This is a genomic window from Lysinibacillus sp. FJAT-14745 (assembly GCF_001275675.1).
Lineage (GTDB): Bacteria > Bacillota > Bacilli > Bacillales_A > Planococcaceae > Lysinibacillus.
In genome coordinates this window covers 539,129-555,030 of record NZ_LITM01000006.1, presented here as the reverse complement: position 1 = coordinate 555,030, position 15,902 = coordinate 539,129, and the positions used below count along the sequence as shown (strand labels likewise).

Annotated in this window: 21 protein-coding genes; 6 read left to right on the top strand and 15 right to left on the bottom strand. The window is 34.0% G+C overall.

Annotation, left to right across the window (positions count from 1 at the left end; genetic code table 11):
• Window positions 1-211 precede the first annotated feature (211 nt).
• Together AMS59_RS12790 and AMS59_RS12785 are read right to left on the bottom strand one after the other, a co-directional pair.
• A complete protein-coding gene (locus AMS59_RS12790) occupies window positions 212-904 on the bottom strand; it encodes an SDR family oxidoreductase (RefSeq protein WP_053484108.1) in 693 nt (230 codons plus the stop codon).
• A gap of 254 nt (window positions 905-1,158) precedes the next feature.
• Complete coding sequence (locus AMS59_RS12785; protein WP_053484107.1) at window positions 1,159-1,434, bottom strand: hypothetical protein; 276 nt, start codon at window positions 1,432-1,434, stop codon at window positions 1,159-1,161.
• Between the two features lie 586 nt (window positions 1,435-2,020).
• Here AMS59_RS12785 and AMS59_RS12780 point away from each other — a divergent pair.
• The 3 genes from AMS59_RS12780 (at window position 2,021) to AMS59_RS12770 (ending at window position 3,962) form a co-directional block, all read left to right on the top strand.
• Entirely contained in the window at window positions 2,021-3,109 is a 1,089-nt protein-coding gene (locus tag AMS59_RS12780) for a hypothetical protein (protein ID WP_053484106.1), read from the top strand.
• Window positions 3,110-3,114: 5 nt separating this feature from the next.
• On the top strand, window positions 3,115-3,504 hold the full coding sequence (locus AMS59_RS12775; protein WP_053484105.1) for a hypothetical protein: 390 nt from the start codon (window positions 3,115-3,117) through the stop codon (window positions 3,502-3,504).
• A gap of 125 nt (window positions 3,505-3,629) precedes the next feature.
• Entirely contained in the window at window positions 3,630-3,962 is a 333-nt protein-coding gene (locus AMS59_RS12770; protein WP_053484104.1) for a hypothetical protein, read from the top strand.
• Window positions 3,963-4,026: 64 nt separating this feature from the next.
• Here AMS59_RS12770 and AMS59_RS12765 read toward each other — a convergent pair whose 3' ends face one another.
• The 5 genes from AMS59_RS12765 to AMS59_RS12745 form a co-directional block, all read right to left on the bottom strand.
• On the bottom strand, window positions 4,027-5,232 hold the full coding sequence (locus tag AMS59_RS12765; protein ID WP_053484103.1) for an EAL domain-containing protein: 1,206 nt from the start codon (window positions 5,230-5,232) through the stop codon (window positions 4,027-4,029).
• 596 nt (window positions 5,233-5,828) lie between these two features.
• Complete coding sequence (locus AMS59_RS12760) at window positions 5,829-6,932, bottom strand: hypothetical protein (RefSeq protein WP_053484102.1); 1,104 nt, start codon at window positions 6,930-6,932, stop codon at window positions 5,829-5,831.
• Window positions 6,933-6,946: 14 nt separating this feature from the next.
• A complete protein-coding gene (locus AMS59_RS12755) occupies window positions 6,947-8,263 on the bottom strand; it encodes an SPFH domain-containing protein (protein ID WP_053484101.1) in 1,317 nt (438 codons plus the stop codon).
• Window positions 8,264-8,458: 195 nt separating this feature from the next.
• Window positions 8,459-8,833, bottom strand: coding sequence for a DUF423 domain-containing protein (locus AMS59_RS12750; RefSeq protein ID WP_053484100.1), 375 nt, complete (start codon window positions 8,831-8,833; stop codon window positions 8,459-8,461).
• A gap of 11 nt (window positions 8,834-8,844) precedes the next feature.
• On the bottom strand, window positions 8,845-9,270 hold the full coding sequence (locus AMS59_RS12745; protein WP_053484099.1) for a thioesterase family protein: 426 nt from the start codon (window positions 9,268-9,270) through the stop codon (window positions 8,845-8,847).
• A gap of 438 nt (window positions 9,271-9,708) precedes the next feature.
• On the opposite strand from AMS59_RS12745, the gene AMS59_RS12740 reads away from it, so the two are divergent.
• Window positions 9,709-10,269: a DUF5067 domain-containing protein gene (locus AMS59_RS12740; protein ID WP_053484098.1), complete on the top strand. Its 561-nt coding sequence runs from the start codon at window positions 9,709-9,711 to the stop codon at window positions 10,267-10,269.
• Between the two features lie 53 nt (window positions 10,270-10,322).
• Here AMS59_RS12740 and AMS59_RS12735 read toward each other — a convergent pair whose 3' ends face one another.
• Together AMS59_RS12735 and AMS59_RS12730 are read right to left on the bottom strand one after the other, a co-directional pair.
• Entirely contained in the window at window positions 10,323-10,631 is a 309-nt protein-coding gene (locus AMS59_RS12735; RefSeq protein WP_053484097.1) for a hypothetical protein, read from the bottom strand.
• A gap of 17 nt (window positions 10,632-10,648) precedes the next feature.
• Window positions 10,649-10,981 (bottom strand): hypothetical protein, encoded by a 333-nt coding sequence (locus tag AMS59_RS12730; protein ID WP_053484096.1) that lies wholly within the window; start codon window positions 10,979-10,981, stop codon window positions 10,649-10,651.
• Between the two features lie 165 nt (window positions 10,982-11,146).
• Here AMS59_RS12730 and AMS59_RS25205 point away from each other — a divergent pair, with 165 nt between their 5' ends.
• Both AMS59_RS25205 and AMS59_RS12725 read left to right on the top strand, forming a co-directional pair.
• Complete coding sequence (locus tag AMS59_RS25205) at window positions 11,147-11,284, top strand: hypothetical protein (RefSeq protein WP_199777747.1); 138 nt, start codon at window positions 11,147-11,149, stop codon at window positions 11,282-11,284.
• Between the two features lie 233 nt (window positions 11,285-11,517).
• Window positions 11,518-11,712, top strand: coding sequence for a hypothetical protein (locus AMS59_RS12725; protein WP_053484095.1), 195 nt, complete (start codon window positions 11,518-11,520; stop codon window positions 11,710-11,712).
• A gap of 95 nt (window positions 11,713-11,807) precedes the next feature.
• Here AMS59_RS12725 and AMS59_RS12720 read toward each other — a convergent pair whose 3' ends face one another.
• The 6 genes from AMS59_RS12720 to AMS59_RS12695 all read right to left on the bottom strand — a co-directional run bounded on the left by AMS59_RS12720 (window position 11,808) and on the right by AMS59_RS12695 (window position 15,870).
• A complete protein-coding gene (locus AMS59_RS12720; protein WP_053484094.1) occupies window positions 11,808-12,431 on the bottom strand; it encodes an S-layer homology domain-containing protein in 624 nt (207 codons plus the stop codon).
• A gap of 136 nt (window positions 12,432-12,567) precedes the next feature.
• Entirely contained in the window at window positions 12,568-13,299 is a 732-nt protein-coding gene (locus tag AMS59_RS12715; RefSeq protein WP_053484093.1) for an N-acetylmuramoyl-L-alanine amidase, read from the bottom strand.
• Window positions 13,299-13,565: a holin gene (locus tag AMS59_RS12710; RefSeq protein ID WP_053484092.1), complete on the bottom strand. Its 267-nt coding sequence runs from the start codon at window positions 13,563-13,565 to the stop codon at window positions 13,299-13,301. The genes AMS59_RS12715 and AMS59_RS12710 overlap by 1 nt, the downstream gene beginning before the upstream one ends.
• A complete protein-coding gene (locus AMS59_RS12705; protein ID WP_053484091.1) occupies window positions 13,565-13,858 on the bottom strand; it encodes a hypothetical protein in 294 nt (97 codons plus the stop codon). The genes AMS59_RS12710 and AMS59_RS12705 overlap by 1 nt, the downstream gene beginning before the upstream one ends.
• A 267-nt stretch (window positions 13,859-14,125) precedes the next feature.
• The gene (locus tag AMS59_RS12700) at window positions 14,126-14,767 is read right to left on the bottom strand and encodes a prophage endopeptidase tail family protein (RefSeq protein WP_053484090.1); all 642 of its coding nucleotides are present in this window, start codon (window positions 14,765-14,767) and stop codon (window positions 14,126-14,128) included.
• Between the two features lie 71 nt (window positions 14,768-14,838).
• The gene (locus AMS59_RS12695; protein WP_053484089.1) at window positions 14,839-15,870 is read right to left on the bottom strand and encodes an acyltransferase family protein; all 1,032 of its coding nucleotides are present in this window, start codon (window positions 15,868-15,870) and stop codon (window positions 14,839-14,841) included.
• Between the last annotated feature and the right edge of the window lie 32 nt (window positions 15,871-15,902).

Genomic DNA, 15,902 nt, shown 5'->3' with positions numbered 1-15,902 from the left:
TCTTGGCTAACCTCTACTTCTGTCTTCGGGGTTCGGGACTTTCACCCTATAGTTCATGTGCATGCCGGGCACACCAAGATAAATATTTCAATTTTCATCGAAATATGGATTACGTTTTATGACAATACTGTACCTTAGTAATTTTAATATTAAATGAAATGAAAAATGACCAGGCACAACATTAATTGAAGTCCCTAGTCATATCCTATCGTTATCGTTTATTTTTAATAACAACTTCAGTTACAGCTAACGCTTTTCTTGGTTTAATATTCTCCATAATAATATCCGCAATATCATTAGGATTCATTAATGTCTTAGTTTTTTCCTCAGGGAATATCCCGTCCCAAAATTCTGTGCTCATACCACCCATGTATATAGCACATACATTAATAGAAGTTTCGCTTAATTCTAGTGCTAGACTCTCTGTAAATCCTCGCACACCAAATTTACTAGCACAATAAACAGATTCCGTTACTTTTCCTTCTAGACCAGCTGTAGAAACGATATTGACGATCGTTCCTTCATTACGTTCTTTCATACCTTTTAGCACTTCTTGTGTGCAAAAAATTGTTCCTTTTAGGTTAATATCAATCATTTGATGAACTGAATCCTCATTCAAGTTTTCAGCTTTATCAAAATAGCCAATACCAGCATTATTTATGAATAACTGAATTGATCCAAAGTCCTCTTGGATAGAATGAATCACTTGAGCGACCATTTGTTTTGAAGTAACGTCAACCTCATAAATAGAATAGCCATTAGTTAAAGTTTTAGCCGTATTCTCAAGCTTTGATTTAGTTCGGCCGAGTAAACAAATGTGATTGCCTAAAGACGAATATTTTTTAGCAAGTGCTGCACCTAATCCACTGCCAGCCCCTGTTATAACAACGATGTTTTTGCTCATACTTTTCATCCTCTCTAGCAGTTAATTATACCAGAAGAGGAACTCTTATCAATATGAGGATCGTTGAACTGTATCATCTCACCTGCCCTATTAGTATTGAAGAGTGTTACACGTATTGTTACAGATCTCTGTCGCTCTTATGATGCGCAATACTCTCTCTCTGCATAAGACAGTATATTTTCTTTAAACTACTATGTAAATGCTTATAAAAGCATTTAAAAGGACCTAAACTAAAAGGTCTATTTCAAGTGAAATTAACATATTGAGGTTTCAGCATTTATTATTTTGCCGTTTTCGTCATTAATATAGTCCGTTCCGTTCTCGCAGTTTTCTTTATTTTCCCATTTAACAATATATTCGTTCCCTTTATGACTAACTGACTTAATTTCAATTTTACCTATGTTTTTTACGTGGCTTTTTAACACGATTGATTTTGCCTGCTCTTCAGAAATTTTTGGTATCGAATTATGATTACATCCGCTCATTACCACAATCAAGGATATACTCAATATTGTAACTATCTTCCTCAAATATTTTCACCTCCATATTTCCTTAGACGTAAAGTTATTCTTGAAGTTACAAATATATCCACAATATACCATCATTAAAGTAGAGAGAATATAGGAGATACTCCTGAAAGGTAGAAAATAACAGTTCAATCACTTGCAAAAGCAAAATGATTTAAATAGTTCTATTAATCAATTTCTGCATTTTTATAGAAAATAGATGAAGCGTTTAGAGGCATTTCAATAGATGCAATTCGGCTGAATATGAAGTTTAAATTTTTTCTCTCCTGATCAAGACACTTCTCATTTTAATAGTTCCTCCGCTCTATTCACTCTTCAAAAAAAAATTGAAGATGATACCTACCCAAAAGCTCACTACTCCCTAATCAGTAATAGTCATATTTAAAAATAATCTTAGACAACACATAAGATCAAAGACCTATGCTCATTCTTGTTTACTTCGACGCATATAAGTTCCATTTCATTCATACTTCCATGTCAATCAACACTTTTATGTTATTTTCTGGGTATTCAATACATATACTATTATATTTATAAATAATGAGACATACTTTCATCGAACGCAGAATATAATTCTGGAGGGTGTTAAATGAACACAATTAAATCTTTAATTTTCCCCCAAGACTTGAATAAATTAAACAAAACTCAACTCAAAGAGATTTGTAATAAAATGACTTTAGAATCTACCGGCAATGTAAATGAATTAGCAGGTAGGGTTTGGGACGCTTTTGAGCATATAGATGGCGACGTACTTAAAATGATCAGTAATAATATTTTCTCTGGAGCAGTTTCTTTAGCTTGGTACCAGGCGACAAATAATACTGGTTTAATAGGATTTAAACAAAGTATTATTGATACAATGCCATTTAACCCGTTCGAAACAGTAGTTACTCCAATTAGCGAAAATGTTCCTATTGATCCTACAATTATTGCTGCAGCTGAAATTGAAGGTTCTCAAGCTTATTATTTAAGATTTATTCATAGAACAGGTGTTAATGTTGATTACTTTTTAACTAATCGAAGGGAATACATTAAGCACGAAATTACAACAGTTTATATTGATGAAGACATGGGAATTATTGAAGTACGGGCAAGTTCAGCTGTTGCCAAAAAAATTATTGCTTGGTTAACTAAAATTGTCGATGAAGAATTTGAATTCAAACAGTATGATTTGTTAGAGAAATATGGTGGTACACTTGAGTCTTTAGCAGATACCCTTCAAGGAAGGCTTATTGATGCTACAGGTAGACCAGCAGGATCAGTCAATACATTTGAAGAAACACAGGGTCAATCCATTGTGAGTATACTTTCTGCAATTGACGAATACTATACTAATGGCGAATTATCAGTTCTAGAGCAAAATTTAAATAGCGAAGATATTACCGGCATTTTAGAAACAACACCTTTTACTTTGCTACTGTTAAGTGGTCTTGAAACAATAGGATTAGGTAGTATTAGAGAATTACGAGGTTTACCATTATACAATTATTTAGAACCTTATCTATCCAAACAAAAAGGGTCCATATTGTTTGAACATAGTGTTGATGGCGTGAAACAAGAATATTCTATTCGAATCGGCGTAAATACAAAGACATTTAAGTTTAATGTATTTGCGTCTGAACCTGTTTTGGATTATATTAGAGAAAAATTGATTTACCAAATTTATTCTGCGAGGTAAAAGTATTGAGCAATCTAAAGCCATGGGAAATTTCTCAAAAAATAGATAATGCACTTGAGGCAATTGCTATTAGTAAAATAGGAAAATTTTACCATAGTTATATTGCAAAAATAACTAACTTACCTCTTGGAGTAGTTATTGATACATTATCTGAATTAGAAAAAAAAGAAGCGATCGTTATAAAATTAGAATTTCACTGCGAGGAATGTAGTAGAAGTATTTTAACTGCTAATAAATCTGATCTTGAAAATATTGATTCCATTCCTTGCAAGTATTGTGGTACAGAAAATTGTTTTGATCCTTTAAACGCTATTCCAATAATCGAATTAAGTGATGATTTCAGACAAAGTTTTTCAAAAAAAAAATTAATAACAAAAAGGAAAATGTCGGGTTAAGGTATCAAAATAAACCCGAGAGTTTAAGAGAAATTATCGATATTTTAGCCAAAGAAAATTCTGATCAATTATTAGACAAAGTTTCAAAGCTCGGGAAAGTTACTATTATCTTAGGAGATGGTTATATGGGTGATTCTAGTAAATATGGTGGTTTAACTTTTGGAGAAAACAAAGGTAATATAACTATTGAAAACAATGGTACACTCAATCAAGGAATAGCTAGCTTGCCTAATGACATTATCAATGCTTTACAACAACTTCACGAAGAAATTCAACAACTATCAGATGAACAACGAGATATTGCAGAAGCTAATTTTGAACTCCTTCAAACTCATATAGAAAATGGAGATAAAGAGAAAGCTAAAAAACCATTAGAGAAATTAACTAGTATACTAGGTGTTATTAGCTCTATTGTATCCATCGCTTCTGCCTTAGGACTTGGAATTCCTTTAAAATAATAAATAGAGAACAATTCGGGGTGCAAATTATTTTTGCACCCCTTAAAATTATATGAGCATTTTTTTATCTAAATATATTATGCTCATATAGGTAATCATACGAAAGATCGACGAACAAATACTCATGCTCGTTAATAGCAATTGAAAATGTTCTTGTAATTTCCCCTGTTTCGATATCTCGATAAAGCTCTGAGATTTCTCCGTTTTGATCGTTGCGCATTTTTATAATTGTTTGTAAGAAGTACGGACGCCAACTCCAGTTTTTATTGATGGCTCTTGGCTGCAACTCCCACTGTCCATCTATACGCATTACGTTTGGAGATAGTTGGAAACCATCTTCATTACAAATATATACTCGGAACGAATAACCATCCAATAGCTGCGCTAAATGCTCTAAATGTGTGATGTTGTCACTAGAAGGTTTAACACGATGGACAATCGCTTCTAGCTCCTCCCTCAACTTCTTTAACTCAAAATATTGCACCTCTAATATCTTCTTTTCAGAGGTAATAAACTGCTGGCACTCCTCTTTAAAACGCTCCTTTAAAATATCCTTCTCTACGAATGTCAAAGCTGAGTTTGCCAAGTATCGGCCCTGATAAAATCGGCCTCCATTCTTCCAAGCAAACTGTAATTGATAGACAGTTTCAATTCCTTCAAATAAGAGATTTGCACCGATTTTATATGCGAGACTACCTATTGCTGAGATCATATCTGACTGTGCAGACCAAGAATCATAATTTAAGTCTCGAATATCGACCTTTAATATTTGTGGTGATAATAAAGCAATATGCTCTAAATGACTCTCCGCTCCTACTTCCTGAACGGCAATTTTGACACCAAAAGTCGTAAAGTATCGTACTGCATGGTGCAACTTATGAATGTCACCTAAAAAACGATGCTCTGAAACAACTAATACAATACGATGTAAATCGTCTTCACTTATATATTGTTGAATAATATTAAAATGACTTTCACCGAAATCCTGCATCAATAAGTTCGGGTTACTTGGAATATAAATATCAATATCCTGTCCGATTTCTTCTACTTTGGCTAATGCAGCGTGTAAAATTTTATGTTCCATATCAATACGATATTCTTCTGGTATATCTTCGTTATTCACAAAATCTTTTAAATTAATTTGTTGACCCTCGATTTGTAACTGTCCGGAAATTTCGTAGGCAATCACCGTATGCGCATCAGCGCTAAATATAGGTTGAAAATACCCATGTATTTGATCTAAATTTGTTAAAACTTCAATTGCATCCATTGTCGAAACCTCCATACATGATGTTATCCAAGAATAACATTACATTTACAGCTCATTACATGAAAAAAAGCTCTCTGACTGTATAATAATTTGTTTAAAGTAAATTGGCAACTTCACATGGCGTTATTTTATGGAATAAATCTGTCCTGAAATTTAACAAACTTCCACCTAATTGATTTATTAATGAAACTAATTAGCCTTGAAAAATCTTTTTACAGGCTTTCTGCTTATCCTTTCAAACAATAAAGCACATTGTAAATTATTTCTTTTGCTAACACACTAAAATATAGACTTATGTTGAAGTGCATTTTTCTGACAATTCATCACAAATAACGACTTTCCCATAAAATAGGTTGCTTAAGTACGCATATTTATTTTTGCGTTACCCTACATGCATTCACTGAATTTTTCATGTATTGCTGTGTAAAAAACTTTATCATTATAACTTATGCAACAATTCAAAGTGAAAGCTATGATAACTAAAGGTTTTCATCCTATATCCTAAAATTATTCAGCCGTTCACCCACCCCAAATTATTTAGTAAAAAAGCAGTATTCCAAAGTATGGATTATACCCTACAGGAATACTGCTCATGACTATTCTGACATAAAGAAATACCAAATAATCGCAATTGCAATTAATGATAAGATAACAGCAATCGTTACACGAAGTGGTGAAATTGGGGCCTCCCCACCTACTCGACCTGTTTGTCCATTTACCATAAAACGATAAATTTTCTCTTTATAGCGGAATGAAGAAAGCCAAATTGGTAACATTAGATATTTGTATGTAATATCATCATGTGTTGTTGAGAACTGTAAATTGGATACTACATCCGCATTATGTTCCCAACGTATTTTTGAAGTAATTTGTGCATTCAGATGATTAGAAATTTCTCTCTTCGCCTGACTCCACCCGTCCTGTAAACCAATACTGTAACGTTCTGATAAAAATCCTGATACATATTCTGGTTTATAGGCTTTATTATTGAGTAAATTAAAGGGTTCTATCTTTCGCATCATATTTCGATCATAACGGGTTGTTGCACTTATTAAATGATCATCAATAAATTCCTGATAAAAACCACTTGTGGAATACCAATCCGTTTCAGTTCGGGTATTTCCATCTTTATCTGTTACTGTGCGATGTCTACCGTAACTTGCAGAATATCTTGAACTTGTTTTCGTGTCAAAAGTCCAATAAGGAAGGTATACCCCTTTAAATGAATCAGGCTTTGCGCTATCTTTTGCTGCTCTCGGTGTAAACCATTTTCCCTTAATCCAACTTTGGAAGTTCTCTCCCGCCTGCTTATCTGTTATTTCAAAGGCGCATACTCCGTTTGGTGCTAGTGTATTTTCAGCACTGGCCTCCATAACCTGATTAGAACCACAGTATGGGCAACTATCGGCTACTTGTAATGCATCATAAATCGTTTCTGCCGCACAGGATTTACAAATGACTGTTTTTTTCTCAACACCCCAGTTAAAATTTCCACGTTCTTCAGCCATTGCAAAATCCATTTCCTTAGCAACTTTTTCCTCTTGCTTTTCTGGGGCTGCAATTTCAGTCTCATAGCCACAATAAGGACATGTTAGCTTCCCAGTTGCTGGGTTGAATTCAATGGATGCACTACATGATGGACACTCAGCGTCAAAATCAAGTTTGACTTGTTTATGATTTTCAGCATCTTGCGTTGGCATCACTAGTCATCTCCTTACTTAACATCATTTTCATCAAACACATCACCACATTCTGCACAGAATTTTGGTGGGTTTGCAGGATCTTCTGGCTGCCAACCACATTTATCGCAAATGTATTGTAATGCGCCTGAAGGTTTTTTAGCGCCACATTCGCTACAGAATTTGCCTTTGTTGACAGCACCACATGTACAAGTCCATCCTTCTTCTGCAGGTTTTGGTGTCCCACAATTTGAACAGAATTTACCCGTGTTTTCGTTGCCACATGCACATTTCCATGCACCCGAGTTCGTCGCTGGTTGACCTTGCTGGGCTGCCTGTTTATTTTGCTCATTCATTTGGTAAAGCTGTCCTGCATTTACACCGCCAGCTTGTGTCGCCATGTTCATGCCCATAAATCCTGCCATTGCTCCACCAGCATTATTAGCTGCTGCAATCATTGCTTCCGCCTGAGCACCTGTTAATTGAGCCGCAGCCATACCTGGATCACGCATCACTGCATTTCGTTGTAGTTGTTTAATCATTGCTTCATCTTCTTCAGATGCCTTTAAAGAACTAATACCAAAGGATACAACTGCTAAACCACGAGTTGCTAGCCATTTCTCTGATAACACTTTATTAAGGGCATCTGCAAGAGCAACCGTATGTGCAGGAATTTCGCTATAGCGTACCCCGCTTGCTGAAATATGTGCGAAAGCCGGCTGTAACGCAGTCATCAGCTCCGTTTTTAATTGGCTATCGATTGCATCTCTTGTAAATTCACGCTCTACGTTTCCACATACATTTGTATAGAATAATAATGGATCGACAATTTTATAGGAATATTCACCATGACAACGAATAGCAATATCAATATCTAGGCCGATATTGCGGTCGATAACACGGAAAGGAACCGGTGCTGGTGTCCCATATTTATTGCCTACGATTTCTTTTTTATTAAAATAGTACACACGCTGATCCTTTGCAGGTTCTCCTCCAAATGTGAAGCGTTTACCAATCTGCTTGAATGTTTCCATAATGCCTTCAGACAAATCATTGCCATACATAATCGAAGGCTCTGTTGATGTATCATAAACATACTCTCCAGACTCGGCAGAGAACTCCACTACTTTCCCTTGCTCGACAATCATCATACATTGCCCTTCATTGATAGCAATAATAGAGCCATTACTAATAATGTTGTCATTACCTTTATTAGACCCACGTTTTGAAGTACGTTTATGCCCCTTCTCCACAAGAACATCCGCTGAGAGTGACTCACAATAGAAATATTCACGCCATTGATCTTCTAGAACACCTGCTAATGCCCCAACTCCTGCTTTTAATAAACCCATATTTATTCCCACCTTCAACTTATATACTTAAGACTTATTTTATCATTAAAATAATTTATTCAATATGTAGTACGCATAAAAAGGACAATTTGTTTCATTATTTTAAACTTCTTTATAAAAAAGAGATAGCCCCAAAGGAACTACCTCTCTCGTATTGTAAGTACTATATCGTTTTTTAATGGATCTTAGCGTTTCTTAAGAACATGCGGAAATAGCTACAAGCACCCAGGCAACGATAAATAACATACCGCCAATTGGGGTAATTGCTCCAAGCTTTTTCACACCTGTAACGGCCAATACATATAAACTACCGGAGAAAAACACAATACCTGCAAACATTAAGTAGCCTGCCCAAGAAAGCATACTAGAGGCTCCTAAAAGGGCATCACTCGATAAAATACCAAGCCCCACTAAGCCTAATGCATGATACATATGGTATTGCACCGCAGTTTCCCAAATGGCTGCATAATGTGGCGACGCAAATTTATCTTTTAGTGCATGTGCCCCAAAAGCGCCAAGTACGACACCAAGACAAGCCATAATTGCTCCTATCGCTAATAAAAGTTCCATGTAAGATTCTCCTATTTCGTCTCGCGTGCGATTTCTTTGTATTTTGCATCCCATGCCGGATCGATTTTACTTAAAGATACCGGACGTAACGTATCTTTGTGCGCTAGAATATGTACGGACTGAGCAGTAGCTGCAATCGTGCCATCCTCATGTAAAATTTCATAGCCATATGTTGTACGTAAACGATCGTGTTTTTCCACCCATGTACGGACCGTTGCCACTTGGCCATAATGCATAGCAGCCTTATAAGAAATGGATAAATCCATCACTGGCGATACATAACCGTCTTTTTCTAACTGAGCATACTCAAAGCCAGCATCATTTACTAACTGAGAGCGGCCTATCTCCATCCAAATGATATAGTTTGCATGATACACCACACCCATTTGGTCGGTCTCAGCATATCGAATTTCGATTTGTTTCTCACTAACAAACATTTTCTTCACCTCGTCCTACATTATAGCGTAAAAATATTGATTTGGCGGGGTTTTTGCTCTATTGAATTTTGTGAGGTGAAAAACAATGGTTCGATTAAGTGTGATGATTATTGATAAAACAAATTTATTATATGTTTATCTCTATTCCATATAAACTCGTATAAAATCTTTTAATTGGGGTACTTTCTGGGGTACCGTAGGGTACCATTATTTTTAACATAAAATACAACAGCATTGAGCAGGTACAATACTATAAATATATAATCATTTAAAAATCACTCATTTTTTTCGAATGAGTGATTTTTATGTCCATTTCTATTATCTGAGAACAACGAACTGTCCCTTAAATTAGTGGATACCCTAAAAACAATACTGACAATGCTTGCCAATATTGATATAATTTAATAGAACTACATATACAAAGGAGACTACTTTACAATGAAGAAAAAACTGATTTTTAGCGCAGCACTAGTATTAAGTTTAGGACTAGCTGGATGTGGTGCAGATTCATCAAAGGACGAAAAAACGAAAGAGGAAACTACAACTGCATCTACTGTGGAAAAAGCAGATAAAGAAGCAAAAAGTGATGATGTTTATTTCAAAGATAATGAAGTAAAAAGAGGAGATTTAAAAATAAACATCACTGAAACAAAAGTAATTCCTGTGGGTGAAAAAGGTAACGAACGTGGTGAAACACCAGTATTTGCAATCTGGTATAGTGTAACAAACCAAAGCGACAAAGAGATAGATCCAGGGTTGGCATGGCAATCTACATTTACTGCAATTCAAGGTGATCCAAACGCTGATAACAAATTAGGAGTTGGTTATTTACCTGATGACAGATTCATAGAAACAAAATCAGAAAATATCAAAAAAGATGAGACTGTAGAAAACGCCATTGCATATGACCTCGAAGATTTGGAAACACCTGTAATATTAGTAGCTAGACAAGGTTACGAAGGTAAAGAATTAGGAAAAAAAGAATTCGCTATAAAATAATAATATAGAAGAAAGCCACTCATTATTTTAAATGAGTGGCTTTTTTTTATGTATTATTCTTTTTCTACAATTCTTCCACTGGCTGTCCATTCGTATTTGTCGTCCACCCCCATTATGTCTTTCAATTTTTGTAGTTGAAAAATAACAGCATCTATACTTTCAATTTTATTAAATATAAATGTTACAGGCGCTTCATCAATTTCCATTATGTCGTCGTTTGGTTCTACAAATTGCCCTATTGGCATAGGCTCATTTTCAATAAATTGAATAACACCAGATGCCCTATCACTTTTACACCCTATTCGCGCTAAAATATCTCCTGTTCCAAAAACTACTTGTATATTTTTATTTATTATTGGCATTGTTTAAACCCCTTTTATTAATTTAAAAGAACTGTTTCTTTATTAGCATATAAATGAATCACGCCATTACTACTTACCAGCATACTTACATTTGAATAGTCTTCATTTAAAATATGATCAATTGCATATTTGATTTCCCATTGTTGAATAGAATCATAACCTTTAGCATTAGAAATACTTGCATGATTTGAGTTACTATTTTTGCTATGTATAATTACTGTTTCTTTACATTCGTAAATTTTTGTAATTACATCATCAGACATATCAGCAGTGACGACTTTAAGTACATCAGGTTTTTGTTTTGTAACATCTCGAAATGGTCTAGGTGTAAATTTATATTGTATTGTCATATTTAATCTCTCCTCAAAAAAGAACATTTGTTTGTTTTATTATAGAACAAACGTTTGTATTTTACAATGAGATTTATTTGTATTTAAGGAAAATAAATGAATAAAACAGTTGACTTATTATATACCACGGTATATAATAAGTATATAAGAAAGGAGGTGAACAAAGTGGATTACGATAAGATTCTAGCTTACCTAGTAACTATCGCAAACTTGCTAACAAGTACAGCGAAAAACATAAGCGATATGAAAAGTAAGAAAAAACAAAAGCGACGCCCTCCCGCGAAGAAGAAACGTCGCAAATAACTTGTAGAAGGAGGTTAACCCCTCCTTCCCTATAATCTTATCACATCCTATTCATTATGAAAAATATTGGATATGTTGCAGCCTTAGCAATTGCCTTGTACATTTTGACTGATATGGTTAACTGGCAAGAACCAAAGTTTTTTGATTACTTCATGATTGTTAGTTACTCAATCTGTTTCTTATTAGTAATCATTAATATCGTTGTACACTTTATGAAAAGGAGAGGTTAAACATTGACTGATCAAAAAACATCTGAAGCCCAGAAACGCGCTACCCAAGCTTATCGAGAAAAAAATAGAGAAAAAACACGTAAGCAATCTGCTAAAAGTTCAGCAAAATCTTACATTAATAAATACTGTGATTTAGACGATTTAGCAGAATTAAAGCAGCTGATTAAGGACAGAGAAAAGGAATTACAGCGTGAATAAACACAAAAAGACCAGGAACTCAATTTTGACGAGTCCCTGGTCCTTTAAAGGTAACATTCTAAAATAAAACCACTCAGTTGAGTGGCTTTTGTATATTATTTATTATCTTCTACATATTTCATCGCACGAGATAAGAATGCTGCCATGTGAGCTCGAGTTAATGCATTGTGTGGTTTAAAATTTCCATCAGGGTAACCATTTGTTATACCCAGCTTTACAATACTTTGAATAAAAGGAGCACCATAAATTAAATAATCCACATCTTTAAACAACCTAGTTCCTATTGGTACCTCATCTAATGGTAATTGAAACGCTCTAACCAAAATTACAGACATTTGCATTCTTGTTAAAGGAGCTTTTGGCATAAAATCATATGGTGTAGATCCATAAATAATTTCTGCTTCAACAGCAGATTGAATATAACCACTATTTATATTTGATTTCGGTACATCATCAAATTTTGTTTCTCGTGGTGTACCATCAAGTCCCACAGCTTTAGCGATCATTACAATAGCTTCTTCTCTTGTGATCATATCTGTAAGTCTATACTTACCACCCTTTTCTAACACACCATGTTCTACTAAATAATTAATGTCATTAAAGTTAGGATGAGTAGTTGGTACATCCTCAAATACTTGCGTCTCTTTTGCCGATGCTCCAGGTAAAACAAAAGAAATGACTAAAATAAATGTTATAATTGATGTTATTATTTTTTTCATCAATATCCCTCCTTTCAAACAATTATACATTAATGGTTACAGATGGGCATATTTACATGAATTTAGTAAGATTATAACGAAATAAAAAATGACCAGGCTCACAATGTTTTGTGATTACCTGGTCATAGTCAATTAATTATAATGTTCGTTTCACTACAGAAATCAGTAAGCTTAACGCTTCACCATCCGTCATAGAGCCTACTTTTTCACTGTGGTCTAATTTTAAAATTCCTTTTGTTTTTGCATCTTTTAATAATACTTTTAAATCCTGTTTTCCTGTCGATGTTAATGAATTTGCCATCTTTGTTTCCTCCTTTGGTTGTGTTGTTGGTTTTGCAAGCTCATTAATAATTCCATTTTTAATATCCTGTTTGAACTGCGCCTCTGAAATTCCCATGCTTTGTAAATATGAATATGGGTCTACGTGGGTAGTACCACCTAAATTATTTGTAATCCATCGATGTGATTTAATGCCGTTACCTGTTCCATCTAAAACAATTGGAATGCCAGCATCGTTAGCGAGTTTTCGTAACAACCAAATGTATGCTGCATAATCTTTTTTAAATTGTTCTTTGTCAGATGTACGCGCTAATTCTACTTGTGCATAGCTAAGTGGATTACCTTTAGGGCCACAACCGTACTGTACTTTGTTTACAGGTGCGACTTGTACAATTTTGCCACCATCACCTACCCAATGAGACGTGAATGCATTGGCTTTATTACGATTCATAAACGCTATTTCATTTTCCAAAGCATTTGGACCACAATTTTTTGCGTTACCTGATTCATGAGCAATTACGTATTTCGCTGCCGTTAATGCTCTGTTTGGTAGACTTGACATTAAACGTTGTTCGATAGCATACCCCATTACTGTTCACCCTCTTTTTTAGCTGCTTTTAAAAGATCAAATGTACCTGACGCTGTTAGTCCTGCAATAAATCCAGCCATCAACATCATATAAAGAGGATACTCTGTTAGTGGCCAACAAATAACACCAATAAAAATACCAATCACAACAGAAGTGATTGGCATGAATTGAGTACTAATTTTGAATGTGTTTTTAAGAACCTCTGCTACCGCTAAAACAATAGCTACCATAACCATTGCAATCATAAAAATGTTTGTTAAATCCATTATTCATCATCCTTTTCTGATTTTTTATAAGTATGTTTTTCCATGCGATCCATACGACCTTCTAAAACGGTTATATTTCGATTTATGCCTTCCAAAGCTATTGCCGTTTTTTCTTGAGATTCATTCGATCGTTCTAAGTGATCCATGAGTTTGTCTTCGCGTTCCTCTGCTCTGTTCATAAGTTTATCGTTTTTATTGATTAAATATCGAAACGCTCCAAACGCAATTAATAAACAAGCTATTGCCCAAACCGCTTGGCTTGTTGCGATTTCATTTACTGCTGCTACATCCATTCACATCAATCCTTTGCCCTATTTAGTTAAAATAAATAATGCCATGAGAAGCGTCGAGAATCAGTAACATGTACCGTTGCCCATCTCGATTACTCTCACAGCACTAAAAAAGCATAAAAAATAACGCTAAGCTTATGCTTGCGTTTCTGTTTACTTATTCAGCATGCTGGAAAGCATGTTTGAAGATCAACATGTCATTATTAATTAAAATGTAATCCATTTTATTAATATCTGGTTCCAATTTATCTAGTGTGCTATCTACGTCATCTACCTTTGTTCGTAAAGTGTTTCGAGCTCCAATCTGTCTTTACCATACCCGTAAATTATCGTAGCAAGATTATTAGTATCCTCTTTTAACATAACACTGCTAACATTGTGCTTATAACTATATTGGTAGTCATTATCGCTACCTATTTGTTTAGCAAAATAAAGCATTTTACCAGGCAAAATCATATACTCACATTGATGATATTTACAGATTTTCGTAACCAAAGAAACGACATTATCGTCACCAAATTTGGAGATGTAATTTGTTATATTAGCTATGTTGCTTTCTGCTGTGAAAGTCCATCCTGTATCTTTCAACGCGAAATTAGCATGATTTTGTAATGTGTGACTGCCACTGAATGTTGCATGTTGCCTTGTCTTAGCGTGATCAAAAAATATACTTATTGCTGTTACTGTTTTGCTGAAATCAGTATTACTGTATTGTTTAACTCGAAAATCGTTGTCATTTACAGTGATAATTGCCTCTGATTTCAGTAATTCGTAACCGGGATTGTTTTGTTCTTGAAAACAGGTAAACGACACTGTGAAAGTGCCGTCTACTGATTGTTCCATCTTAAAATCTGTACCGATATTGATAAGTGGTTCTACCTTAGTACCATCAATTGAAGTGACATATATCAAGTTTTATCACCTTCTTTTAATAAAAATACGCTACCCAATGTGAGTAGCGCTTACTGAACAATATGGAACTATTATTTAGGAGTACCAAAAAAATCCCCTCTGCCTAATATAATTGGAAAATTTTTATTAATAATTTTAATAATCGGCTTTAAAATTAATAAAATAATAATTAATTCTATTATCGCAAGAACATTTGAATGCACTATTTGAATTTGCAATTGAACCTTTAACATATCCAATGCCCAAATACCAATTGGCCAATGTAATGCAAAAATAATTAATGAATTCTTCCCGATATACTCTAAAGTTGTGGATTTTTTTATATACATTGCTAGACAAACATAAGTAACAATTCCGGAAATCGCGTAAATAATCAACCGAATAAATAAAAATCCACTATTTGCATTTAGGGAATTATACACATAATTTATCAAATCAGGACTTATTAATGAAAGTAAATTAAATGATATACATAAGAAAACAAAAATCCCTACGGCCACTTTGTTAAACACTTTCTTAAAATCTATTTTATCCTTATATATTCTAAATAGATTTCCAAGCTGATAATAAAGTAAATAGTACATTGCTGTATCAATACTCCAAATCCAATTTGGAGTTTCAATTACATTTAAAAATACTACAGCAATAAAGTTAATAAATATTGCTAGAATCAAAAGTAATATATCGTTTCTCAACAATTTTTTTTGGATATAATACATTATTTCCACAACAAAGAGACCTACTAAAAACCAAAGAGGTACATTGAAATAAATTTCATTACGTTTCCCTTCAATGAAGCTTAGAATAGTAGCAGATACATCTATATCTTTGTGACCAATAACACTATAGCAAATGATTGATATGACAGAAAAAGTAAAATAAGGTATCAATAATGTCCTAGTCTTCTTTTTTAGCAATTGATTAAAGGAATCGTACTTATTAATATTCATTAAATAGCCAGAAATAAAAAAGAATAATGGCATATGAAATAAGTAAATATAACTTATTAACTCAGGAGATAATCTTATATGTCCCAATATCACTAAAATAATCCCTAATCCTTTTAATATATCAATCCAGTTCAAATACTCTTTATTTTGCATTTTAAACAACCTTTCAAAGAACTTTTATAATC